Below are 22,527 nucleotides of genomic sequence, written 5' to 3'. Positions count from 1 at the left end.
GCTTCACCTCATGACCAACCGGATTCCCGCAAAGACAAATGGAACGTCTGGCACGTGTTTCCTGAGTGCCGTCCGCGCGGCCGGATGGTGCTCGGGAGAATTGTTTCAACGCGCCATGAGACGCTCCGCCTCCTTGCGAAGGTGCTCGGGGAGCGGAGGCCGCCGGGCCTTGACCGCGCGCTCGGCCAGCCCGGCCGCGGTGTCGGCGTCCCCTTCCAGCCGCAGGACCCGGGCGACGCGGAGCAGCACCGGACCGCTGTCGCCGGCGCCGTCCACGAGTTCGAGCTCCTTGGCCCCGGAGACCTCGGCGTCCGCACAGGTCTTCTTGGCCAGGAACCAGGCGGCCCGGCTGGAGGGGCGGTCGCCGTAGTTGACCCGGTCCAGGTCGCGCAGCGCGGGCTCGGCGCGGTTGAGGTCGGCCAGCATCTCGCCGCGGAGACGGATCGCCTCCGGGGTCGCGCCGTTCTGGCTGAGCGCGTCGTCGAGGATCGCGATGGCGGCCTGGGCGCGGCCGGCGTGCCACAGGGCGTGGGCCAGCGCCGTCTTGACGAACGTGTCACCGGGCAGCTGGGTGAGGGCGGCCCGCAGCCGGCTCACGGCCTCCGTCGTCTCACTGCCGATCTTCAACCGGCCCACCGCGGCCAGGAGCATGCCGACGTGCGCGGTGTCGCCCAGCGAGCCGAACACGGTGATCGCGGTCTCGTAGTGTTCGGCGGCCCTTTCCATCCGTCCCTGGCCGTACGCGATGGTGCCCAGCAGGCACTCGGCCGCCCCGCGCACCGGCCGGTCGGCGCCGGCCTCGCGGGCCACCGCCGTGGCGAGACGCCGGGCCAGGTCGAGGTCGCCGGCCGCGAACGCCGTCTCCGCCGCGTCGAGCCGGGGCCGCTCGTGCCGTACCGACGCCGCAGCCTCCGCGTCGAGACGCCGGACGACGGGGCGGAGCCGCGCCTGCGGCAGGCGGTAGCGGCGCCGGCCCGCGTGGCGGTCGGCGACCAGCAGGCGCACGTCCTCCAGCGCGCGTACGACGGCGTTGGGCAGGTCGCGTGTGAGGCGCCGCCCCTCGGTGACCCCGTCGGCGTCCGGCTTGCGGCCGAAGACCTGGCGGAACCACGTGGCCAGCGCGCTCGGCCATTCGCCGTACGCCGTCGCGACCGCCGCCAGCGACCGCAGGCAGTGGTCACCGAGCGCGCGGTCGACCGCCTTCGGCAGGCGGTCGGCATCGTCGTCGTCGCCGTCACCCCGAGGGAACTCCTCCCACAGGCGGCTGCACACGATCTGCAGGAGCGCCGGATCGATGGCGGTGTCGCCGGCACCCAGCTCGTCGACGAGCCGCTCGGCGCTCGCCGCGAGCGGATGGCCGGTGTCGCTCAGCGGGCCGCTGACCACCTGACGGGCGGCGGAGGGGCTGAAGGCGCGCAGCGGGAACCGGGTGAGGTGCCGGACCGGCATGCCCGCGCGCATGAGGAGCGCTTGGAGGTCGTCGAGGTGCTCCGTGCGGACGGCGATGAGCAGATGGAGGTCGTGCCGGGCCGCCGTGGCCTCGACGAGTTCGTCGGCGAACCGCCGGCGATGGTCGTCTCGCTCGTGGCTGCCGAGGAAGAGCAGGTCGGTCTGGTCGATCGCGGCGAGCACGGGGATCGCGTCGCCGTGCCGGTCGACACCGGCGTTCTTGCGCACGAGACCGCGGATCGAGGAGCCCGCGATGCGCATGGGCGAGTCCTCGGGATACCAGGACGCGAGCAGCGCGAACGTGAAGGGGTTGATGTCGGGCAGCGCGGCCAGCGGGAAGTCGGCCAGGAACGCCAGCCGCCCGATGGGCAGCACGTGTGAGTCCGTGCTCGCGTCGAGTTCGGGCAGTACCCCGGCGCGCAGCAGGGAGGTCTTCCCCACGCCGGCGGGACCGTGGAGGATCGTCACCCGATGATCGCGCCAGAGTTTCGCCAGGGCCGCCGCCTCGCGGGCCCTGCCGTGGAAGATCGCCTCATCCGCCGTGTCGAACGGACGTGAGCCGACGAAAGGGGAACGCGTGCTCATAGCATGATCACGTCATTACCGGGATGACCAACGGGTCGTGCTCGGCGGGGGTGATGACGACGACACCTACACCCGCCCGGTGCCGCGAAGCCAACGAAGTCAAGGCGGAAGTCTGGCCGAATGTGGAAGTCGCCGGGCCCGCTGGAAAGCCCCGCGTCAGAGCTTGTTGTCGAATCCTGCCCCGTCGGTCACCTCTCGGGACGGGTGGATCGCCTCCAGGACGGCGCTCGCCAGCACGGGGTTGTCGGCGGATCGCAGGAGGTCGGAGGTGACTCCCCGCAGGTCGATGGTGAGCGGTGGCATGATGCCTCCCCGGTGAGTCCGCTGCCCGGTCCGGATTGTCCCCACAATATAACTCGATTTCCTGCATTTTCCTTCAAGCGGCGCTAACTGTCTTTCCGGGCCGCCCGCAGCCGTATGCGTCGTATGACACACAGGGGCGGGAAGATTCCCTCGTTGCGTAGATGAATGCGCCGTTTCGGACATAGTCTTGCTAATCATCGGGGAGACCGGGTGACGCGGAGGTGAACCGAGTGGCGGGGCCAGAGAAGACCGGCGCGACGCAGGACATGCGCGTTCCCCCGGTCTGGGGGAACGTTCCCCAGCGCAACAAGAACTTCACCGGCCGCGAGGAGTTGCTCGCCGCCCTCCGCGAGGGGATCGCCAGCCAGGTCACCGCCGTGGTCCCGCAACCCCACGCGCTGCACGGCCTGGGCGGGGTCGGCAAGACGCTGACGGCGGTCGAGTACATCTACCGCTACCGGCACACCTACGACGTCGTCTGGTGGATCCCCTCCGACCAGCCCTTCATGGTCAAGACCGCCCTGGCCGAGCTCGCCCCCCACCTCGGGCTGCCGCCCGCCGCGGTGAGCGGTATCGAGGACGCGGCCCGTGAGGTGCTCGACGCCCTGCGCCGCGGTGAGCCCTACGACAAGTGGCTGCTGGTGTTCGACAACGCCGACCAGCCCGAAGACCTGCTCGACAGCATTCCGCGCGACTCCGGGCACGTGCTCATCACCTCGCGCAACCACCGCTGGGAGAGCCTCTTCGACGCCGTCCCGGTCGACGTGTTCCGCCGCGAGGAGAGCGTGGAGTTCCTCACCAAGCGGGTGCGCGGCGCGATCACAGCCGAGGACGCCGCGCGCCTGGCGGAGCAGCTGGGGGACCTTCCGCTGGCGCTGGAGCAGGCCGGAGCGCTGCTGTTCGAACGCGGCATGAGCGCCTCGGAGTACCTCGAACAGCTCGCCGACCGCACCAGCCAGCTGCTCTCCCAGGGCCGGCCGGCGGAGTACCCGGTGCCCATGACCGCCGCGTGGAGCGTGTCGGTGGCCAACCTCAGCGAGAGCCTCCCGGAGGCCGTCGATCTGCTGCGGGTCTGCGCCTTCTTCGGCTCCGAGCCCATCCCGCGCGAGGCCATCGGCAAGGCGCCGCCGGGGCTGCGGCCCGAGGTCGCCGCCCTGATCTCCGACCCGATCCGGCTGGGCCGCGCGGTCGGCGAGCTAGGCCGGTACGCCCTGGCCCGGCTCGACATCCCCGGCCGCACCATCCAGGTGCACCGGCTGGTCCAGAAGCTGGTCCAGGACGAGCTGTCCCCCGAGGAGCAGGAGCAGATCCAGCACGAGGTCCACCTGCTGCTGGCCGCGTACAACGCCGGCGACCCCGACGACGACACGAGCTGGCCGAGGTACGGCGACCTCCTGGGTCACCTGGCGCCCGCGAAGGTGTCCGACTGCCCGGCGCGCGAGGTACGGGAGTTCGCCATCCGGATGCTGCGCTACCTGTTCAGCTCCGGCGACTACCACTCCGCCCAGACCCTGGCCGACGACTTCATCGAGCGGTGGAGCGCCGAGTCCGGGCCGCAGCACCGCGACGTCATCGAGGTCCAGCTCGCGCAGACCAACACCCTTCGCGAACTCGGGAACTACGAGGAGGCGTCCGCGCTCAACGTCGAGATCCTCACCGCCGCGGAGAAGGTGCTGGGCTCCGACAACGACGTCACCCTCCTGGCGCTGCGCGGGTCGGCCGCCGACCTGCGCGCCGCGGGCGACTTCCGCACCGCGCTCGACCGGGACCGCGAGGCGCTGCGCCGCTACGAGGAAAAGTACGGCCCCGACGACGCGGGAACGCTCCGCGCCGTCAACAACCTCGCCATCGACTACGGCCTGATCAGCGACTACGCGCGATCGCGGGAACTGCACCACCGGTCGTTCATCGGCTGGAAGCGGCAGGAGAGCCGCACCATCATGGCCAGCCTGCTCAACGCGCTGAACGGCCTGGCCCGCGCGGTACGGCTGACCGGCGACTACTCCGAGGCGTGCGACCTCGGCGACGACGCCTACGCCATCGGCCTGGACGCGCTGGGCGCCGAGCACAACTGGACACTCCGTACGGGCAAGGACCTGTCGATCGCGCTGCGCAGGTACGGCGAACTCGAGCGGGCCGAGGAGATGGCGGTCCAGGTGCAGGACCGCTGCACCCGGCTGTTCGGCCTCGACTCTCCCGACACTCTCGCGGCCGCGATGTGCCTGTCCAACCTGTGGCGCACCGTCGGCCGGCTCGACGAGGCCACGGGCCTCGTCGCCGACTCGGCCGCCCGGTACGCCAAGGTCTTCAGCGCCGACCATCCGTTCAGCCTCGCGTGCCTGAGCAACCTGGCCGTCCTCCGCCGTGTCCAGGGCAATCCGCAGGAGGCGCGGAAGCTGAACGAACGGGCGCTCGCGGGTCTGGAGGCCAGGCTCGGCCTCGACCACCACTACTCGCTCACCGTGGCCGTCAACCTCGCCAGCGACCTGGCCACCCTCGGAGAGATCGACGCGGCGTGCGAGCTCGGCGAGGACACGCTGCGGCGCCTTCACCGCCTGTTCGGCGAGGATCACCCGCTCACCCTGACCGGCTCCGCGAACCTGTCGGCCGACCTGGCGGCGGCCGGGCGGACCGAACGCGCCCAGGAGCTGAGCGAGCAGACCCGGGCCGGCTACCAGCGGACCGTCGGGCTGAACCACCCGGACGCCCAGGTCTTCCTCGAAGGCCGGCACCTGGACGCCGACTTCGACCCGCCCCCGATCTAACCTCTGAGCGCCTCCAGGTCCCGCGACACCTCGGCGTGGATGTGGGTGATCAGCCGCTGGAGGTCGTGGCAGTACACCGTGGGGTTGCGGAAGCCGCGGCCGCTCCGGTAGCGGTGCGTGTAGTGGCCGGCGCCGCAGACCTGGTGCAGCCGGCACTCCTGGCACTCCTCGGCCAGCGCCAGGCCGCGGATCTGCCGGGCCGCGATCGACGGGAGCAGCAACGCGGCCTCGAACGGGTCGCGTGACACGTGGAGCGCCGTGCCGGTCGCTCCCTCGTACGCCGACTTCAGCGTGTCGACCTGCTCGATCTCACCGTTGGTCTCCACCACGACGATGGCGACGGGGGACAGGCCGACCGCCTCACCCGTCGACGGCCGGCCGAACAGCAGCATCATGATCTCGTCGAAGAGGCGTACCTGCGTCGCCTTCTCCGGCGACCGGTACCAGCGGTCGAAGACGGCGACGAGCCAGTCCCCGTACGGAGTCGAGTCGTCGGGCGGCCGTGCGGGCGGCGGCGTGTCCCAGTTGCCGTGCGGGAGCAGGAAGTTGATGGCGGGCGGCTCGAACTCCAGCATCGCCTCGTACGCGCGCACCGGGTCGTTCTGGATGTCGACCGTGCTGAGCAGGCCGTTGAACAGGTGGCGGTACGGCGCGGCGCGCAGCCGCTCCACGCCCGCGCGTACGGCCGAGAAGCTGCCCTGGCCGTTCGCCCACCTGCGGTGCCGGTCGTGCCCCTCCTCGTCGCCGTCGAGGCTGACCCCGACCTGCACGCCGTACTCGCGGAAGAGCTCGAGGACCGGCGGGTCGAGCAGGATGCCGTTGGTCTGGACGTTGAACCGCACCCGCACGTCCGGCGCACAGGCGGTGAGCACCGCCTCCACGGTGTACCGCAGGTGGTCGACGCCGGCGAGGAGGGGTTCGCCGCCGTGCAGGGTGACGTCGACGCGGTCGAGCAGCTTCGCCCGCGCGTGCTCGGCGATCCGCATGGCGACCTGGTCGATGGTCGGCTTGGCCATCTTCCGCGGCTGACGGCGCCAGCTCTGGTCGGCCATCTCGTACATGTAGCAGTAGTCACACGACAGGTTGCAGCGGCTGTGCACCTTGAGGATGAACTCTCGGAACGGCGTGGGCCGCCAGCCTCTGCCCAGCAGCGCCCGTACGTCGAGGGTGTCCGGCCACTCCGGTGTGCCGGGTGTCTCCTGCCGCGATGACGTCATAGGTCATGAACCGCCGTTACCGTTGGTCCGGGTCCACCGTTCGTGTTCCCGCGACTTCCCGCCCACGTGGATGATCTTCCGGTCCCAGGACACCGGGCGGAACCCGGCCTCCTCGACCACCCGGCGGGAGGGCGCGTTCGCCGGCTGGATGTAGGCGTCGAGCCGGGAGAGCCCGAGCTCCTCGAACGCGTACGGGACGGCCAGCCGTACCGCCTCCGCCACGTACCCGTGCCCGGAGGTCGCCGCGAAGCCCCCGTAGCCGAGCGAGCCCCGCGGATCAGGCGCCTTCCGCTCGATCTGGTTGATGTTGACCAGCCCGGCGAGCTGCCGCGTGGCGTTCACCCGTACGACGAACCCGACCGCGTTGACCCCGTCGAACCGGTCGAGATACTCGGCGAACTCCGTCGCCTCCGTGGGTGCGAAGATCAGCCCACGGTGCATGTTCGCGCTGTCCCGTGCCAGCGCGACGAACTCCTCCCCATCCTCGGCGGCCACCGGCCACAGGGAGATGCGTTCCCCCACAAGCAACCTCACGCCGAGAAAAGTAACTCTTGGCAGCAAAGCGCAAAAGCCCGGACGAGTGGGACGGCTGGCCTTTCCGGATGTCGTCGCCGAACCTGCGGCACTCGGTGCGCGCCATCGTCCTGGACGAAGACGACCGCGTCCTGCTGTGCCGATGCGCCGTTCCGGACCCGGCCCCGGCCGTCGTGTGGGTGGCCCCGGGCGGGGGCCTCGAGCCAGGCGAACCGGCCCTCACCGCCCTGCGCCGCGAGCTGCTCGAAGAGGTCGGCCGCGTCCTCGGCACCGACCCGCCGCACGTGTGGCGGCAGCGGGTCGAGTCGCCCGGTTACGTCGCGGGCCACGACGGCGTGGTGAACGACTACTTCCTCGTCCGCACCGAGTCGTTCGATCCCCGTGGCACGCTGTCCGACGAGGAACTCGCCGCCGAGAACATCAGCGACCTTCGATGGTGGCGGCCCCAGGACATCGCCCCGTACCGCGGCCCCGACCTGTTCTCCCCCGGAGACCTCGCCACGCCGCTGGCGGCGCTGCTCACCCACGGCGTTCCCGCGCAGGTGATGAGACTCGGCCTGTGAGCGGTAACTAACCACAAAAACCGCGATTGGGCATTAGCGTCCGAACCTGGGCCACTGCTGACCCTATTTGCTCACCGTCCGCCGATGAACATGGTCGCGGGGACGAATAGCTCATGCCCGGTGGTGAAGCGGATGCGCACTCCGGCGGCCGTCCATTCGGCCGCCCGGACACCGAAAGTCCCGTCAACGGTGGCGCTGATGTCGACCCGGTGCCCGTAGGAAAGGCCCGGGTCGCTGCCGATTACGAGGTGGTACGACTCGCCATGGAGCAGTGTCCGTTCGTGGTAAAGACCCAGGTGGTGCGTGTGCCCGTCCTGATAGCGGACCGTCGGCGGCTGGTCTTCACGATGGACGAGCGTGGATCGCGGCCATGTCGACACGACGAAGAGCGTTACGGTCAACATGATTCCCACGACCGCCCCGAGGGCCATCAGACCGAGACGTTTTCCCCAGCGCGCTCCATCTGCGACCATTCGGCGACTCTAGCCCACTCAAGAGCCCGTGCGGATTACCGAACCCATTTCGCGCGACCGTCGCGCGGCTCCTGGCGGACGACAACGGGTCGGACGCCTGTCATAGATCATTTGTAGTCTCGTGGCCGTGGCCTTCACGCAGCAACGACAGGACTACGCGGCCCTGGCAAGCTCGATCGGCGACGCCTGGTCGCGACTGGCCGGCACGGACGAGGTCACCGCGCCGTGGGGGCCGTGCACGGCGTTGGAGGCGGCGCGCGGCTTCACCGTCGAGACCGTCACCCACGGATGGGACCTGGCCGTGGCGACCGGACAACCGCACGACGCGCCCGCCGGCATCGCCGACCGCTGCCTGACGTACGCCGCGTCGGTGATTCCGGACCGGCTACGGGGCGTCATGTACGACGACCCGGTCGGCGGGGCCGAGAGCACCTCCGCGACGGAACGCCTCGCGCATCTCCTCGGACACAGGCGATGACTCGACCAGGGCTCGTCCGGCGCGCGGGGCGGGGAGGTCCTTACGGCAGGAAGATGGCGTACTCCCCGAGTGTCTCGGTCAGCGTGGGCGGCAGCTCCGCCAGCGCCGACAGCTCCTCTACGGAGGTGAACCCGCCGCACTGCTCGCGTGCCCGTACGATGCGGTCGACCAGTTCGGTGTTCATGCGCGGCAGCTGCGCCAGCACGTACGGCGGCACATGGTTGACGTCGATCAGGCCACCGTCGTCGAACCCGCGCGGCAGATCCGGCCGCCCGATGCGCAGCTCCCATGCCATGACGGGGTCACGCGCGGTCTCGCGCGCCGCGGCGCGAAGCTCCCGCCGCCCGGTGGCGATCCTGACGGCGCCTTCGTAGTCAGGGGTCGGGGGTGTTCGAGGGGGCAGGGGCGGCCGTGCGGCGAAAGCCCGCGAACGGATGGCGAACGCGTGCGCCGTGCCGCCGAGCCACAGGACGACGATCGCCGCGGCGAACACGGTCCTCCTCACCGAGGAGTCGGGAGAGTTCGTCGTGGCGAAACACGTGACCGTCAGCGCCAGGTAGCCGACCACCGCGAGCCAGTGGATCGCCTTGCGCAGGCGAATCGCCGGAAACACGAAGACCAGCGTCGTGCCGATGCCGAGAGTGATCAGCGGCACGAGCGCCCAGATCAAGCTGACGGCCGTGCGGGTCCTTCTGCCCATGGGTGTCCTCCCTGTTGTCCCTTGGACGGGCCGGAGGGACTACCGGATCACCCCAACACGACGCTTTCCTTCCCACGGGACGCGGTCCAGGCATCGACGATGCGGTCCAGGGTGCGCCTGCCCCACCGGCTCATCGTCGGGTTGGAGTCGAGGTAGTACCAGACCAGCCCCATCGCCTGCTGGAACGCCCAGGCCATCCCGCGCCGCCACTGGACGTCGCCGCATCCGAGCTCGCGGCGGAGGATGCCGCGCCGGGTCTCGTCGAGGAGGTGCCAGGCCGCCACGAGGTCGAGCGCCGGGTCCGCCGGGCCGAAGCCGCCGCCGTCCACGACGCCGACGAGACGGCCGTCTTCGACGAGGACGTTGGGCGGGATGAGGTCGCCGTGGCACATCGCGTCCTCGTCGACCTCGGGCAGCGTCCGAAGCTCCGCCCAGATCCGCCGCAGGAGGGGGACGTCGAGCAGGTCCTCGCTCTGCCGGAAGCATGTCTCGAGCCACTCGTCGTGGTCCGGGAGGTGCCCGCCGCGACCGGTGCCGCCGAAGCGTCGCCCACGGGTGTCGTCGGCGCGCAACCCGGCGATGAGCTCGGCCAGGTCATGGGCGAACGCGTTCGACCCTGCGGGGTCCTCGACCGTCGCGTCGTGGCCGGACAGCCAGGTCTGGACGCTCCACGGCAGCGGATAGCCCGCGCCCGGCTCCCCGATCGCCACCGGCTCCGGGGTGGGCACGGTGGCGGCGCCGGCCAGCTCGCGCGCGGCCTCGGCCTCGGCCATCAGCGACGCGCGGGCCTGTGCCGGGTCGTGACCGACCAGCGGGAAGCGGGCGGCCAGGTCGTGGCCCATCCGGAAGATCGCGTTCACGGTCCCGGGCGTGCGCAGCTCGGTGACCGGCAGTCCGCGCCACTGAGGGAACTGCGCCTCGACCAGCCGGCGGACGGTCTGCGCGTCGACGTGGAGCTGGTCGGGGTGCATCGTCATGTCGCCATCCTGACCGTAGGCGACCGCGGGTGTCCTCCGATTTTCTCGCGGCGGCCTCGGCGCCGTCATCGCCCGACCAGCCGCCAGCGCCCGGTCGAGACGACGTCCACCTCGTCGCCGCGGACCCGGATCGCCGAGTCGTCGTCGAGCAGGTAGAGCGGGAAGTCCACGCTCGCCGCCAGCCGGTCCGCCCACGCCTCGTCGCGGTCGGGGAAGGACGGGGAGTCGAGGTGCGGCTTGACGTACCAGTCGAACAGCGGGCAGGCCGGCTTGATCCGCTCCTCGCCGAGGAGGTGGAGGTCGGCCAGGTCACCGAGCAGGTCGGCCGCCCGCTCGTCGAAGCGCCGACTGAAGATCATCGAGCCGGCGCTGGTGCCGACGTACACCTTCTCGCGCAGCAGCCTCGGGAACGCCTCGGCCAGGCCCGCGCGGGCGATGCTCTGAGCGAGATGGAACTGGTTGCCGCCGGTGACCCACCAGACGTCGGCCCGGCCCAGACGTCCCTCCAGCACGTCCCGCGGCAGGCCGCCCAGGTCGAGCACGTCGAGCTCGCCCCAGCCCATGCCGTGCAGGTCGGCGAGTGCCTCGACGAACCAGCCGTGGTCGCCGGGTTGGCCCAGCGAGGCGGTCACGATCGCGACGACCCGGGCCTCCGCGCAGGGCTTGCCCAGCAACTCCGCGAACGCCTGTCGCAGTGTGTCGTTGGCCAGTCCGTTCGAGGTCAGCAGCATGCGCATGGCCCCGATTCTGTCGCACGCCGGCCGGAGACGGCGGGGCCGGCCGCTCAGGCGGTGAACAACTCGGCCTCAGCCGAGCGTGAAGTCGGCGAGACGGCGAGCGCCCTCCAGCAGGGTGTCGAGGTCGGTGGCCAGGGACAGGCGGACCCAGCCTTCGCCGGAAGCGCCGAACGCCGTGCCGGGCGCGACCGCGACGGCCCGCTTGCGGAGGAGTTCCATCGCGAACGTGTGCGCGTCGTCGGCGCGGTCGGCGATCTCCACCCACATGTAGAAGGCGCCGGCCGGCCGGATGTAGCGCACGCCGAGCCGGTCGAGCAGCGCGGCGAGCGCGTCGCGGCGTTCGCGGTAGGCGTCGCGCATCCGTCGCACCTCGTCCTGCGGCCCGCGCAGCGCGGCGAGCGCGCCGCGCTGGGCGGCGGCGTTCACGCAGGCCACGGTCGGTTCCTGGAGCTTGGCCAGCACCGGTGACAGCACCGGCGGGACGACGGCGTAGCCGACCCGCATCCCGGTCATCGCATAGGTCTTGGAGAAGGTGCCGACCGTGATGACGCGATCCTGCTCGCCGACCGCGGCCGTGCTGGTCCACGTGTCGTCGAACGTGATGGCGTCGTAGCACTCGTCGGAGATCACCCAAAGGTCCCGCTCCGCGGCGAACCGCAGGATGTCCCGCAGGCGGTCGGCCGGGGTGATCGTGCCGAGCGGGTTGGACGGCGAGTTGAGGATCAGTACGCGCGTGCCCGCGTCCGCGGCGGCGGCGAGGGCTTCCACGGTCGGCAGGAACCCCTCCTCGGCGCGCAGGTGGTACGGCTGCGCCCGAAGTCCGTGGAGCTGGGCGATCATCGCGAAGTTGGGCCATCCGGGGTCCGGGATCAAAACTCCCTGACCGGGTTCCCCGGCCGCGAGCATCGCGGTGAACAACGCGCCGATGCCACCGCTGGTCACGATCACCTGGTCCGGTGACACCGTGAACCCGTTGTGGACGGCGATCTTCTCGGCCAGTGCGGTGCGCAACTCGCCGATGCCCGCGTTCGGGACGTACTTCGTCCAGCCGGTGCGGACCGCCTCGGCGACGGCCTCGACGATGTGCGCCGGCGTCGGGAAGCTGGGCTCTCCCACCTCCAGGTGGATGCAGTCCGGTGTGGCCCAGGCGAGGTCCATGACCTCGCGAATGCCGGATCGTGGCATCGTCGCGGCGGTCGCTGCCGGTACGGACATGTCATTTCCCCCAAACGTCGGCGAACAGGTTCTTCGCGGTGCCACCGAGCACCGCCGCTCGCTCCGTTGCCGTGAGCCCTGGAAGCTGGTGCTCCACCAGGGCCGGCAGCGACGCGTAGCCGGGCACGTCCCGTGTCCACGGGTAGTCCGAGGCCCACATGAGGCGGTCCGCCCCGTAGGCCTCGAAGACCTCGCCGACGAGCGGGTCCAGGTCCCGGTACGGATACGCGCGGTGCGAGAACGCGTACTGCCCGGAGAACATGACCCGGACCTGCGGATGGCGGGCGAGGCGCAGTACGGCGGGCAGCGTCGGCGGAGGCAGGACGGTGTCGAACCGGGGCCGGCCATGCGGGTCGACGGTCATGTTCTCGGGACAGAAGCCCAGATGATTCAGCACGACGGGCAGATCGGGCAGCGCCCTCACCGCCTCGGCCAGCAGCGGCAGTTGCTCGGGCGGGGCGTAGAACCACAGCACCGTTCCGGTACGGGCGAGCTCGCGGAGGACGCCGAACGCCGGTGACTCGGTGAGGGGCAGCCGCGGTTCGCCGAGCCAGTTCATGCGCAGGGCCGCGAAGCCCGCGGTCTCGGCCCGCTCACGCAGCCTTCCCACCGGGTCGAGCCCCGGCCGCCGTCCGGTCGTCTCGTCGTCCGCCACCGCGACCGTGACGAAGGTGCCGGGACGGGCGCGCCGGCACTCGGTCACATAGTCGTCCTCGGGGCCGAGCGGCACCAGCACGGCCCGGTCGACACCCGCCGCGGCCATGACGGAGGTCAGGTCCTCGATCGGCGCGGTGCGCTCGGCCGGCGCCAGCTCGTCCACCGTCCGGGGACGGCGCGGCGAATGCGCGGCGAACACGTGCAGATGGGCATCAATGATCACGAGGCACCGCCGTGTGCGGCCGCGACGGCACGCCGGGCACGGTCGGCCAGCCCGTCGAGTGCGCCCGTACGGTCCACCAGCGACGATCCCACGCCGACGGCGGTCGCGCCGGCCGCCAGCCAGTCGCCGATAGTGTCGATCTCCACCCCGCCGGTCGGGACCAGTTCCGCGTGCTCGAACGGTCCTCGCAGCGCCTTCAGGTAGCCGATGCCGAGCGGGCCCGCCGGGAAGAGTTTGAGGAGACGCGCCCCGGCCTGTTGCGCGGCGAACAGTTCCGTCGGGGTCGTCACCCCGGGGAGCGGAGCCAGCCGGCAGCCGATCGCGGTGGTGATGATCAAGGGGTCGGTATGGGGGCACACGACGAACCGCGCGCCCGCGTCCCGCGCGGCCGTGACCTGCGTCGGGCTCAGTACGGTTCCCGCTCCGACGGCGACCGTGCCGGGCATTCTGGCGGCCACCCGTTCCACCGCTGCCAGGGAGTCCGGATGGTCGAGGGTGAATTCCAGCGCGGTCACGCCGGCCTCGGCCAGTGTCTCGGCCACCTCGACCGCATGCCGGTGGTCCCGCAGCCGCAGCACCGCCACGATCCGGCCGGCCCGGATGCGATCCTCGGTCTCGGCGAGCGCCGTCGGACGGCTGGTGTCCACTGGTGTTTCCTCCTCGGATCGAGACGGTGTCATCGCAGGATCCGGCGGCCATCGCCGTAACCTGGGTCCAGTTCGCCGGCCCGCAGCACCCAGCCGTCACCGGGGACGGTGTGCATGTGGGCGCAGGCTCGCGCGGCCACGCCGGCGGCCGTGGCCGCGTCCGTCCCGGCGAGCGCGGCCGCAAGGTACGCGGCGGCGGCCACGTCGCCCGCGCCGAACGCGTCGACGACCTCCGCCTCGGCCGGCGCTCCCGTCACCGCCGTGTCCGCCACGACCGTCACCTGGACTCTGACCCGGTCGGGGGCGGGACGCGTGCTGTCGCGCAGCACCACGACCGGGCCGCCCGCCAAAGTGCGGAACTCCTGCGCCAGCCGGTCCGGCTCGCCGGTGTGGCCCAGCACGAGCGCCAGGTCGTGGGCCGAGGCGAAGATGACGTCGGCGAGCGGTGCCATGCGCCGGAACGCGGCCGCGGCCCGATCCGGCGACCACAACCGGGAACGGTGGTTCAGGTCGAAGCTCGTGGTGACGCCGGCCTCCCGAGCGTGGGAGAACGCCTCGGCGAGCGCGTCCTCGGGGCCCTGCCCGAGGGCACAGGTGATGCCGGTGGAGTGCAGCGCCCGCGTGTCGGCAAGAGTCGCGGCCCAGTCGACCTGGCCGGGGGCGAGGCCGCACGCGGCCGACCGGGCGCGGTCGTAGAGCACCTCGGTGGCCCGGGGTTGGGCGCCGGGCTCGACGAAGTACAGCCCCTGACGTCCGTCCGCCTCCCAGGCCGCCGAGACGCCGACGCCGAACCGCCGCGCGTGTTCGGCCACCCGCCGCCCGAGGGGATTGTCCGGGAGCCGGGTGACGAACTTGGTGGAGTAACCCAGTTGCGCGAGCGCGATGAGGGCGTTGAGCTCGGCTCCGCCCACCGAGATCTCCAGCGTGCCGGCCTGTTCGAGCCGGAGATGCCCGGGGGTGGTGAGACGGATCAGCGCTTCACCGATCCCGACGACGCGTCCCCGCGAGGGCTGCGGACCCGCGGGGTCCGGCTCCGGTCCATGGCCCGGCCGGGAGGCGGAGTCCGCAGCGGTGAAGGGAGATGACACTGTCCGTCCTCTTGGCATCGTGGTGGGAAGCGTTCAGTCCTTGCGGGTGAACACCGCGACCGCCGCGACGATCACCGCACCGCGCACGAGATCCTGGTAGAAGCTCGAGACGTGCAGCAGCGTGAAGGTGTTCTCCACCAGGGCGAGCAGCAGCACCCCGCCCGCGACTCCGACGATCTTTCCGCGGCCCCCGAACATCGAGGTCCCGCCGAGCACGACCGCGGTGATGGCCGAGAGTTCCAGGCCGGTGCCCGCCGACGGGGTTCCGACGGTCGCCTTGCTCGCGAGCATGAAGCCGGCCAGCGCGGCGAGCGCGGAACAGATCGCGTAGCACGTGATGGTGACCCGCGTGACGTTGATTCCCGCGCTGCGGGCGATGGCCGGGTCGCCTCCGGTGGCGTAGATGTGCCGGCCGAGACGGGTACGCGACAGCCCCCAGGCGAGGGCGAGCGCTATCACCAGCACGATGATGAAGATCACGGGGATCGGGCCCACGTTCAGCACGGCGAAGCGGGCCAGATCGTCGGGGATCGCGCCGACCGGGGTGGAGGAGTACGCGTAGGCGATGCCCTCCAAGAGGTAGAACGTGCTGATGGTGACCACGAAGGGCACCATCCGCGCCCTGGTGACCAGGAACCCGTGGAAGACGCCGGTCAGCACGCCGATCAGGAGGACGCCGATGAGGACCGGGGTCACGCGGATCGGGTAGCCGTCGATCAGCCCGGCGGTGAGCACCGCCGTGAGTGTCGCCATGGAGCCGACCGACAGGTCGATGCCCCCGGTGAGGATGACGAGCATCTCGCCCATCGCCACCAGGGCGAGCACGACCGTCTGCGACAGCAGGTTGGCGATGTTCTCCTGGCCGAGGAAGACCCCCGGGTTGCGAACGGCGAGAAAGATCGCCAGCAGGAGGCACACGAGCCAGACGACGGTGCCGTTCGAGCCTATCGACGCGAGCCGCCTGCGTACTTCGTGCGGGCGACCGAGTGCCTGTGCGGTCATGAGTCCTCCTTCGTCGGAGGGCGTGACCACAGGGGCGTGTCTTCGATTCCCTCGCTTCGCTCGGTCATGGTTCCTCGCTCCCCTGTTCGTCGCGGATCATCGGCTCGTGTCCGCTTCCAGCTCGCCGAACGCATGGGACATGACCGTCTCCTCGTCGGCCTGCTCCCCGGCCAGCTCGGCGGTCAGCGCACCGTCGCGGCAGACGAGCACCCGATCGGACAGACCGAGCAGCTCCGGCAGCTCCGAGGAGACCAGGACGGTCGCCAGGCCGGCCTCCCGCAGCGACTGGATCGCCCAGTAGATCTCGGCCTTGCCGCCGACGTCGATGCCGCGGGTCGGCTCGTCGAGCAGCAGGACCTTCGGATCGGTCTCCAGCCACTTGGCGAGGACGACCTTCTGCTGGTTGCCACCGGACAGCTCACCGACGGGCCGGTCGACGCTCGAGGTCCGGATCCGCAGCCGCTCGACCGCGCGTTCGGCCATCGCCCGCTCGGCCGCACGGCTCAGCACCCCGCCACGCCCGATGCGGGAGAGCACGGGAAGCGTGACGTTCGCGGAGATCGGCAGGTCGAGGACGAGACCGTCGACCTTGCGTTCCTCGGGGACGAGCACGACTCCCTGCCGGATCGCGGCGCGCACCCCGCCTCGGCCCAGGCGACGGCCGTTGATCCGGACCTCTCCGCCGTGGACCGGTTCCAGGCCGGCCAGCGCACGGAGGATGCGGCTGCGTCCCGAGCCGATCAGCCCGGCGAGCCCGACCACCTCGCCCGCTCTGACGGAGAAGCTGATCCCCTCCGGCTCGGTGCCGGGAAGGACCAGCCCGCGGACGTCGAGAACGACGTCTTCCGAAGGTGCGGCCGCCTCCGGGAACGTCTGGTCGACGTCCCGGCCGACCATCTCCCGCACGATGCGGGCCCGGTCGTACTCCCTCGCGGGCCCGCTGGAGACCACCGCACCGTCCCGCATCACCGTCACCCGGTCGGCGATCTCCTCGATCTCGTCGAGCCGGTGAGAGATGTAGATGATCGACACGCCCTGAGCCGTAAGCCGCCGCACCACGGCGAACAGCCGTTCCAGTTCGTCGCCGGAGAGCACCGCGGACGGTTCGTCCAGGATGAGAAGCCGCGCCTGGCGCACCAGGGCCCGAGCGATCTCGAGCAGCTGTCGTTGGGCCACCGAGAGCTCGCCCGCGAGCACGTCGGGGCGGAGGTCGCCGAGCCCGAGCTCGGTCAGCACCTCGGTGACCCGGCGCCGCGACGCGGCCCGGTCGAGGACACCGCGCCGGGCGATCTCCTGACCGAGCAGGACGTTGTCGGCGACCGACAGGTACGGGAGGATGGTGAGCTCCTGGTACACCGCCGCGATGCCCACCGAGAGCGCCTCGGCGGGGCTGCCGAGCTCCAGGGGTTCGCCGCGCCACGACAGGCGGCCCTCATCGGGACGCCGTACCCCGGTGATGATGCTCATCAGGGTCGACTTCCCGGCGCCGTTCTCGCCGACGACCGCCTGTACGCTCCCTTCCTCGCAGGTCAGGTCGGCGCTCTGCAACGCCTTCACGCCGGGGAACGACTTGGTGATCCCGCGCGCCTCCAGCAGCGGCGCCCGTTCAGGCATGCCGCTCACCTCCTCGATCGTGGGCGGTCCGGCTCAGGGACCGCGGCCGGCTCAGCAGACCTTGAGCTTCTTCGCCTCGGCCATCGTCAGCTCGGTCGGGATCCACAGGTTGTCCGTGCAGTCCTTGCGGTAGTACTTGGCGAGCTCGGCGTTGGTGTAGACGGCCGAGTTCACCTCGACGACATTGGCCACCTTCTTGCCCTGCAGGACCGAGACGGCCGTGTCGAGGCAGGTCCTGGTCTGCTCGGGCGGGTACGCCGACTGCGCGAACTGCACCCCCGAGGCGGTCGAGGCCGCGCGGAGGAAGGCGTTCGAGGAGTCACCGGTCATCGGCGGGATCTTCTGGTGCGCCGCCTGGTAGGCCTGGATGACGCCGGTCTCACTGACGCCGCTGTCCGTCCAGATCCCGTCCAGGTTCGGGTAGCGGACCGCGAGCTGTGCGGCGACCTTCTTGGCCTCGGTCGGCGACCAGTGCGTGTACTGGCGGGTGACCACCTGGATGCCGGGGTAACCCGCGAAGACCTTCTTCGCCGCCTGGTACTCGTACTCGGTGGTCGGCACGCCCGGGATGCCGGACAGGATAGCGATCCTGCCCTTACCGTTGATCTTCTTCGCCAGCCAGGTGGCCAGCAGCGTGCCCTGCAGCTCATAGGACCGGCCGACCGTCGAGACCACACCCGGCGTGCCGTCGGGCAGGCGCCCGGTGCAGACGACGACCGGTATGTCGCGCTGCGCGGCCTGCCGCACCTGACCCACGACGGAGGAGCCCATCGGCTGCACGATCAGCGCGTCCGGCTTCTGCGCGAGCAGGTCCTGGATGTTGTTCACCTGGGTGCCGGCGTCGCCGTTGGCCGAGGCGTACAGCAGTTTCGCGTTCTGTTTCGCGGCCTCGTTCTTGATGAAGTAGTCGGCCTCCATCGCCCAGGAGTTGGTCGGACCCTGCGACGCATAGGCGATGGTGTACGGGCCGTTCTTCTTGTACTTGCTCGTGTCGACCTGACAGACGTTCGTCTCCGCGGGCCGCAGGCCCGACAGCCCCAGGTTGGCTCCCGCCTTCTGCCAGACGGCGTCGATCTGTTTCTGGGCGGTGGACTTCCCGCCGCAGTCCTCCGCCGCGGCCGAGTTGGAGCCACCGACCTGCCGGGAGGTGCTGCACGCGCCGGCAGCGAGGACGAGAGCGGCGGTCGAGGCGAGCACGGCGAACCGTGAAAGAGCGGGGTTCCGGTGGGCTTTCATGCGATCTCCTTGCTGGGGGACGGTGCCCGGGGCACGCGAGCGAGGCTCAGCCTGTTTTCGCCGCGGACCGGCCGCGGCCCTGCAACCAGACCGCGCCGAGGATGACGGCACCCTCGATCAGGAGCTGGCCGGCGTTTCCGACGCCGAGCAGCCCCAAGAAGTCGATGAGCACGGCGATCAGCACGACGCCGATCGTCGTCCGGCCGACTCCGCCCTTCCCGCCGGTCAGCGCGGTGCCGCCCACGACGGCGGCGGCGATCGAGTCCAGGTTCAGGTTGTGCGACAGGTAGTTGTCGACATATCCGGTGTAACCGGAGGTCATGAGGCCGGCGATCAGCGCGAGGACGGCACTGATGAGGTACGTGGAGGTGATCACGGCGCGGACCGGCACACCGGAGAGCCGGGACGCGGCGGGATTCGCGCCGGTCGCGTAGATCCGCCTCCCGTACGAGGTGCGGCCGAGCACGAACGCGGCCACGGCCAGCAGTACGACGAAGATCAGAATCGGGGTCGGGATGCCGGCGATGCTCTTGGCCCCCACCCAGCTGAGCCTGGGCGGTACCTGGCCGCTCGGTGAGCCCTTGGTCCAGGCGCTGATGCCGCCCTCGATCAGGGTGAAGGTGGCGAAGGTCGCCACGAAGGGCGGCACCCGGCGGCCCACCACGAGGCCGGCGTTCAGGGCTCCGCCCAGCAGTCCGAGTCCCAGCGCGGCGAGCACCGCGACCGCCAGGGCGTCGTTGTGACCACCGGTGAGCTGCGCCGACACGACCATCGCGAGACCGAGCATCGCCCCCACGGACAGATCGATACCGGCGACCAGCAGGACGAACGTCTGGCCGATCGCGGCGACGCCGATGAAGCCGATCTGACGGAACAGATCGTTCAGGTTGGCCGAACCGTAGAAGGACGGCGTGAGAATCGCCGCCGCGACCAGCACGATCACGATCCCGCCGAGCGAGGTCACGATCCTCATCCGTGCCCCCGCGAATGACGAGCGGTCCGTGACGCTCTGCGTGGCCGCCGTCATCGGCTCACCTCGCCGGAGCCGGCCGCCGGAGCGGCGGCGGACGGAGAGCAGTAGTTCATGACGATCTCCCGGTAGATCCGTACGGCCTGCTCGACCGCGGTGATGGAGACCCACTCGTCGGCGCCGTGGCAGCGGGCCAGCAGGCCGGGTCCGACGGCGGGCAGCGTCGGCAGGCCCGCCAGACCCTGGAGCCAGGCGGCGTCCGTGGTCCCGGGGAAGACGCTGTCCGCCGGTGCGGTCCCCAGTACCTCGGCCAATGCCGTACGGGTGGCCTCCGCGACCGGATGATCGGCGACGACCTCGGTGCCGTCGAGCCAGTCGCACGGCGGTTCGTCGAAGGCCGCCCGCGCCCGCAGCCGCGGGTTCGCCAGCCGTTCGGCGTCGAGGAACGACTCGAGATCCGCCTCGAAGTCGGCCCGGCTCATTCCGGGCAACAGCCGCACCTCGGCGTCGAAGTGGACCTCTCCCGGGATGACGCCGTATCCGACGCCTCCGCCGATGCGCAGACCCGCGTTGGCCGTCGCCTCCCACCCGTGTGGTGCGCCCTCACGAGCAGGCACCCGGGGATCGAACCGGTCCGCGAACGCGGTGAGCAGGCGAGCCGCCTCCACGGAGGCGTTCACCGCGCCGGTCCGCGCGGAGAGGCTCGAATGTCCCTGGTCGCCGGCCACGGTGAGGCGCATCCGGGCGATACCGCGGCTCGCGAGGTGCAGCAGGTCCCAATCGGCGTCCAGGCCGCCCGGCTCCCCGATCACCACCGCGTCCGGCCTGGGCACCCCCGCCTCGGCCAGCGCGCCGTCGGCCAGGAAGCGCGCGCCGTACGACGCGCCGTCCTCCTCGTCGGCGGTGAACAGCAGGGTCAGTCGTCCGGCGCGCGGGCCGGACGACACCAGCGCGGCCGCCGCTTCGATCATCGCGGCGAGCGCGCCCTTCATGTCGGCGGAGCCGAGACCGTACAGGCTATCGCCGTCGATGGTCGCGCGCATCGGGTCGACGCGCCACTCCGCGTCCCCGACCGGCTTGGTGTCCATGTGCCCGCACAGGCACAGGTGCCGGCCGCCGGGCCCGAAGTCGAGGGTCACCGCGAGGTTCGGACGATGCGCGGCGCGACTGATCGTCACCGGCTTCGGAAGGCCGCGGTCCGCGAGTGCACGGGCGATGACCGCCGCCACCGCCGTCTCGTCACCGGGCGGGTTCGGACTCGCGGCGGAGACGAGTTCCGACGTCAACTCGACGACGGACGAGGGGAATCTGCTGCCTGCCATGACGCACTCCGGGGGGAAGTGGACCTCTAGTCCAGACTTCGCGCCACATTAGGGGCGTCCTCTAAAAGCAGTCAAGGGTCAACCATAACGTTTCGCCTGATGAACGCGGGTCTCGAGGGCGTCCACCGACCCGTACGAGGGCATGCGTCATCGCCCGGCGGTGAGGACACCCCCGGGCGGGACGTGAGGACGCTATGCCGACGGCACGCCGGGCACCTCAGTACTTCGGCGCCCAGTCGTTGCCCTGCCAGGTGGTCAGCCGGCGCGGGTGCAGCCGGAACAGCCAGCGGGGCCGGTCACGGGTGGGATCGAGGTAGGCGGCCCCGTTGCCGCCCAGGTAACGCGACGACATGCGTTCGGCGATCGGCACCCAGGCGCCACCCACATTCGGCTCCTCGACCAGCAGTGCGGTGCACTGGGCGACCACCTTGCGCTGGGTACCGGCCTCGTCGATCGTGATCGCGCATCGGGGATCGCGCTTGAGATACCGGGCCCACACCGACTTGGCGCGCGGGACCACCCACCAGGAGGAGCCGTCCCACTCGTGCCAGCACGGCACGACGTACGGCCATCCCTCGTCGTCGAGGCATGCCAGCCGCGCGATATGGGGTTCGGCCAGGAACGCGGTGATCTCGTCCGACTCCAGCGCGCCGACCTTGCCGCGCCAGCTCTCGTCGCCGTTGTCCGTCTGGGCCATGGTGTTCTCCTTCCGGCCGTCCTGAGGCCGGGCCGCGGGGCTCAACGTCCCGGCCGCCCGGCGAATCCGATCCGGCTCGACAGCTCAAGTCCGGCCTCGGCGACCTTCGGTGCCAGGTCGGCGAGCCGTTCCCGGGTCATCCGGTGGATGGGCCCGGCGACGCTGATCGCCGCCACGACCTCCCCGTTGTGGTCGAACACGGGCGCCCCGGTGCAGCGGACGCCCTCCTCGTTCTCCACGTCGTCGATCGAATAGCCCGACCTGCGAATACGCGCCATCTCGGCGCGCAACTCCTCGACGTCGGTGATGGTGTTCTCGGTGAGCCGGACCAGCCCCTCCGCGATCACCTCGTCGACCAGCGCATCACCGGAGAAGGCCAGCAGCGCCTTGCCCAGGCCCGTGCAGTAGAGCCGGCTGCGCAGCCCGACCCGGGAGAACATTCGCAGCGAGTGCGGACTGTCGATCTTGTCGATGTACAGGGTTCGCGTCCCGTCGACGACGCCGAGGTGCGCGGTCTCGCCACTGATCTCGACCAGCCTCTCCAGCAGGTCTCTGGCCAGGGACCGGAGTTCGAGACCGTCGAGGAACGCCGAGCCCCACGCCGCACATCTCGGCCCGAGCCGGTAGACGCCGTCCATCTCACGGATCAGATCCGCGTCCAGCAGCGTGTCGAGCAGCCGCAGGACCGTGCCCTTGGGCAGTTCGGCCTCGCGGACGACGTCGGTGAGCCTGAGACCCTGCGGGGCGGCGGCAAGGAGATCGATCAGCGCGATGCCCTTGACGAGCGCCTTCGCCGAGCCGGTGGCCTCGCTCGAGGTTTTGGACTTAGGGTCCACACCAGCGAAGGTAGCGGTATGTCCGGAATGCCGTCAACCGTGGATCGCGCGTGCGGTGGCCCCCTGACCAGGCCGGTGGGCGTCGAGTCTGCTCGAGAACCCGAGTGCGCGATCGGCGGCATGAGCGGACGTTGAGAACATGACGACAATTGCCCGTCGACGAGCCATGTGTTGGGTAAAGCTCAATGGGTGATCGGGAATGCCGGCGGTCGCGGACAAGAATTGAGACATACATCCTG

General features: G+C 70.8%; 22 protein-coding genes. 3 read left to right on the top strand and 19 right to left on the bottom strand.

Annotated features, from left to right (window positions below):
• Positions 1 to 105: 105 nt before the first annotated feature.
• Positions 106 to 2,034 carry an nSTAND1 domain-containing NTPase gene (locus OG417_RS01045; protein ID WP_329248320.1) on the bottom strand — a complete coding sequence of 643 codons (1,929 nt, stop codon included), beginning with the start codon at positions 2,032 to 2,034 and terminating at the stop codon, positions 106 to 108.
• Between the two features lie 156 nt (positions 2,035 to 2,190).
• Positions 2,191 to 2,337 (bottom strand): hypothetical protein, encoded by a 147-nt coding sequence (locus OG417_RS01040; RefSeq protein WP_329248317.1) that lies wholly within the window; start codon positions 2,335 to 2,337, stop codon positions 2,191 to 2,193.
• Positions 2,338 to 2,567: 230 nt separating this feature from the next.
• Here OG417_RS01040 and fxsT point away from each other — a divergent pair, with 230 nt between their 5' ends.
• Entirely contained in the window at positions 2,568 to 5,102 is a 2,535-nt protein-coding gene (fxsT, locus tag OG417_RS01035; RefSeq protein ID WP_329248313.1) for an FxSxx-COOH system tetratricopeptide repeat protein, read from the top strand.
• Here the strand turns inward: fxsT and OG417_RS01030 are convergent.
• The gene (locus OG417_RS01030) at positions 5,099 to 6,319 is read right to left on the bottom strand and encodes an FxsB family cyclophane-forming radical SAM/SPASM peptide maturase (protein ID WP_329248309.1); all 1,221 of its coding nucleotides are present in this window, start codon (positions 6,317 to 6,319) and stop codon (positions 5,099 to 5,101) included. The genes fxsT and OG417_RS01030 overlap by 4 nt on opposite strands.
• A gap of 3 nt (positions 6,320 to 6,322) precedes the next feature.
• Positions 6,323 to 6,853 (bottom strand): GNAT family N-acetyltransferase, encoded by a 531-nt coding sequence (locus OG417_RS01025; RefSeq protein WP_329248306.1) that lies wholly within the window; start codon positions 6,851 to 6,853, stop codon positions 6,323 to 6,325.
• Between the two features lie 68 nt (positions 6,854 to 6,921).
• Here OG417_RS01025 and OG417_RS01020 point away from each other — a divergent pair, with 68 nt between their 5' ends.
• Positions 6,922 to 7,416 (top strand): NUDIX domain-containing protein, encoded by a 495-nt coding sequence (locus tag OG417_RS01020; protein ID WP_329248303.1) that lies wholly within the window; start codon positions 6,922 to 6,924, stop codon positions 7,414 to 7,416.
• Positions 7,417 to 7,487: 71 nt separating this feature from the next.
• On the opposite strand, the gene OG417_RS01015 is transcribed toward OG417_RS01020, so the two are convergent.
• The gene (locus OG417_RS01015; RefSeq protein WP_329248300.1) at positions 7,488 to 7,889 is read right to left on the bottom strand and encodes a hypothetical protein; all 402 of its coding nucleotides are present in this window, start codon (positions 7,887 to 7,889) and stop codon (positions 7,488 to 7,490) included.
• 127 nt (positions 7,890 to 8,016) lie between these two features.
• Here OG417_RS01015 and OG417_RS01010 point away from each other — a divergent pair, with 127 nt between their 5' ends.
• Positions 8,017 to 8,367, top strand: coding sequence for a hypothetical protein (locus OG417_RS01010; protein ID WP_329248297.1), 351 nt, complete (start codon positions 8,017 to 8,019; stop codon positions 8,365 to 8,367).
• 40 nt (positions 8,368 to 8,407) lie between these two features.
• On the opposite strand, the gene OG417_RS01005 is transcribed toward OG417_RS01010, so the two are convergent.
• The 14 genes from OG417_RS01005 to OG417_RS00940 all read right to left on the bottom strand — a co-directional run bounded on the left by OG417_RS01005 (position 8,408) and on the right by OG417_RS00940 (position 22,288).
• On the bottom strand, positions 8,408 to 9,067 hold the full coding sequence (locus OG417_RS01005; protein WP_329248293.1) for a ComEA family DNA-binding protein: 660 nt from the start codon (positions 9,065 to 9,067) through the stop codon (positions 8,408 to 8,410).
• 47 nt (positions 9,068 to 9,114) lie between these two features.
• Complete coding sequence (locus OG417_RS01000; RefSeq protein WP_329248290.1) at positions 9,115 to 10,044, bottom strand: phosphotransferase; 930 nt, start codon at positions 10,042 to 10,044, stop codon at positions 9,115 to 9,117.
• A gap of 65 nt (positions 10,045 to 10,109) precedes the next feature.
• A complete protein-coding gene (locus OG417_RS00995) occupies positions 10,110 to 10,781 on the bottom strand; it encodes a Type 1 glutamine amidotransferase-like domain-containing protein (protein ID WP_329248287.1) in 672 nt (223 codons plus the stop codon).
• A 69-nt stretch (positions 10,782 to 10,850) separates the two neighbouring features.
• The gene (locus OG417_RS00990; protein ID WP_329248284.1) at positions 10,851 to 11,996 is read right to left on the bottom strand and encodes a pyridoxal phosphate-dependent aminotransferase; all 1,146 of its coding nucleotides are present in this window, start codon (positions 11,994 to 11,996) and stop codon (positions 10,851 to 10,853) included.
• Position 11,997: 1 nt separating this feature from the next.
• On the bottom strand, positions 11,998 to 12,876 hold the full coding sequence (locus OG417_RS00985) for an amidohydrolase family protein (protein WP_329248281.1): 879 nt from the start codon (positions 12,874 to 12,876) through the stop codon (positions 11,998 to 12,000).
• Complete coding sequence (locus OG417_RS00980) at positions 12,873 to 13,523, bottom strand: bifunctional 4-hydroxy-2-oxoglutarate aldolase/2-dehydro-3-deoxy-phosphogluconate aldolase (RefSeq protein WP_329248278.1); 651 nt, start codon at positions 13,521 to 13,523, stop codon at positions 12,873 to 12,875. Before OG417_RS00980 ends, OG417_RS00985 begins: the two co-directional genes overlap by 4 nt.
• A gap of 29 nt (positions 13,524 to 13,552) precedes the next feature.
• A complete protein-coding gene (locus OG417_RS00975) occupies positions 13,553 to 14,611 on the bottom strand; it encodes a sugar kinase (protein WP_329248275.1) in 1,059 nt (352 codons plus the stop codon).
• A 33-nt stretch (positions 14,612 to 14,644) separates the two neighbouring features.
• A complete protein-coding gene (locus OG417_RS00970; RefSeq protein ID WP_329248273.1) occupies positions 14,645 to 15,613 on the bottom strand; it encodes an ABC transporter permease in 969 nt (322 codons plus the stop codon).
• 96 nt (positions 15,614 to 15,709) lie between these two features.
• Entirely contained in the window at positions 15,710 to 17,227 is a 1,518-nt protein-coding gene (locus OG417_RS00965; RefSeq protein ID WP_329248270.1) for a sugar ABC transporter ATP-binding protein, read from the bottom strand.
• Positions 17,228 to 17,278: 51 nt separating this feature from the next.
• A complete protein-coding gene (locus OG417_RS00960; protein ID WP_329248268.1) occupies positions 17,279 to 18,463 on the bottom strand; it encodes a substrate-binding domain-containing protein in 1,185 nt (394 codons plus the stop codon).
• 46 nt (positions 18,464 to 18,509) lie between these two features.
• The gene (locus tag OG417_RS00955) at positions 18,510 to 19,490 is read right to left on the bottom strand and encodes an ABC transporter permease (protein ID WP_329248265.1); all 981 of its coding nucleotides are present in this window, start codon (positions 19,488 to 19,490) and stop codon (positions 18,510 to 18,512) included.
• Positions 19,487 to 20,755: a M20 family metallopeptidase gene (locus OG417_RS00950; protein ID WP_329248262.1), complete on the bottom strand. Its 1,269-nt coding sequence runs from the start codon at positions 20,753 to 20,755 to the stop codon at positions 19,487 to 19,489. The genes OG417_RS00955 and OG417_RS00950 overlap by 4 nt, the downstream gene beginning before the upstream one ends.
• A gap of 217 nt (positions 20,756 to 20,972) precedes the next feature.
• Positions 20,973 to 21,452: a pyridoxamine 5'-phosphate oxidase family protein gene (locus OG417_RS00945; RefSeq protein WP_329248259.1), complete on the bottom strand. Its 480-nt coding sequence runs from the start codon at positions 21,450 to 21,452 to the stop codon at positions 20,973 to 20,975.
• Between the two features lie 41 nt (positions 21,453 to 21,493).
• A complete protein-coding gene (locus tag OG417_RS00940) occupies positions 21,494 to 22,288 on the bottom strand; it encodes an IclR family transcriptional regulator (RefSeq protein ID WP_329248256.1) in 795 nt (264 codons plus the stop codon).
• Between the last annotated feature and the right edge of the window lie 239 nt (positions 22,289 to 22,527).

This window comes from Actinoallomurus sp. NBC_01490 (assembly GCF_036227085.1).
Taxonomy (GTDB): domain Bacteria; phylum Actinomycetota; class Actinomycetes; order Streptosporangiales; family Streptosporangiaceae; genus Actinoallomurus; species Actinoallomurus oryzae.
This window is presented reverse-complemented; position numbering and strand designations above follow the sequence as displayed.

What these genes read in the sequence shown, in the direction of transcription:
- OG417_RS01045 (WP_329248320.1), bottom strand. Translation starts at nt 2,034, where the DNA reads ATGAGCACGCGTTCCCCTTTCGTCGGCTCACGTCCGTTCGACACGGCG.
- OG417_RS01040 (WP_329248317.1), bottom strand. Translation starts at nt 2,337, where the DNA reads ATGCCACCGCTCACCATCGACCTGCGGGGAGTCACCTCCGACCTCCTG.
- OG417_RS01030 (WP_329248309.1), bottom strand. Translation starts at nt 6,319, where the DNA reads ATGACGTCATCGCGGCAGGAGACACCCGGCACACCGGAGTGGCCGGAC.
- OG417_RS01020 (WP_329248303.1), top strand. Translation starts at nt 6,922, where the DNA reads ATGTCGTCGCCGAACCTGCGGCACTCGGTGCGCGCCATCGTCCTGGAC.
- OG417_RS01015 (WP_329248300.1), bottom strand. Translation starts at nt 7,889, where the DNA reads ATGGTCGCAGATGGAGCGCGCTGGGGAAAACGTCTCGGTCTGATGGCC.
- OG417_RS01005 (WP_329248293.1), bottom strand. Translation starts at nt 9,067, where the DNA reads ATGGGCAGAAGGACCCGCACGGCCGTCAGCTTGATCTGGGCGCTCGTG.
- OG417_RS01000 (WP_329248290.1), bottom strand. Translation starts at nt 10,044, where the DNA reads ATGACGATGCACCCCGACCAGCTCCACGTCGACGCGCAGACCGTCCGC.
- OG417_RS00995 (WP_329248287.1), bottom strand. Translation starts at nt 10,781, where the DNA reads ATGCGCATGCTGCTGACCTCGAACGGACTGGCCAACGACACACTGCGA.
- OG417_RS00990 (WP_329248284.1), bottom strand. Translation starts at nt 11,996, where the DNA reads ATGTCCGTACCGGCAGCGACCGCCGCGACGATGCCACGATCCGGCATT.
- OG417_RS00970 (WP_329248273.1), bottom strand. Translation starts at nt 15,613, where the DNA reads ATGACCGCACAGGCACTCGGTCGCCCGCACGAAGTACGCAGGCGGCTC.
- OG417_RS00965 (WP_329248270.1), bottom strand. Translation starts at nt 17,227, where the DNA reads ATGCCTGAACGGGCGCCGCTGCTGGAGGCGCGCGGGATCACCAAGTCG.
- OG417_RS00960 (WP_329248268.1), bottom strand. Translation starts at nt 18,463, where the DNA reads ATGAAAGCCCACCGGAACCCCGCTCTTTCACGGTTCGCCGTGCTCGCC.
- OG417_RS00955 (WP_329248265.1), bottom strand. Translation starts at nt 19,490, where the DNA reads ATGACGGCGGCCACGCAGAGCGTCACGGACCGCTCGTCATTCGCGGGG.
- OG417_RS00950 (WP_329248262.1), bottom strand. Translation starts at nt 20,755, where the DNA reads ATGGCAGGCAGCAGATTCCCCTCGTCCGTCGTCGAGTTGACGTCGGAA.
- OG417_RS00945 (WP_329248259.1), bottom strand. Translation starts at nt 21,452, where the DNA reads ATGGCCCAGACGGACAACGGCGACGAGAGCTGGCGCGGCAAGGTCGGC.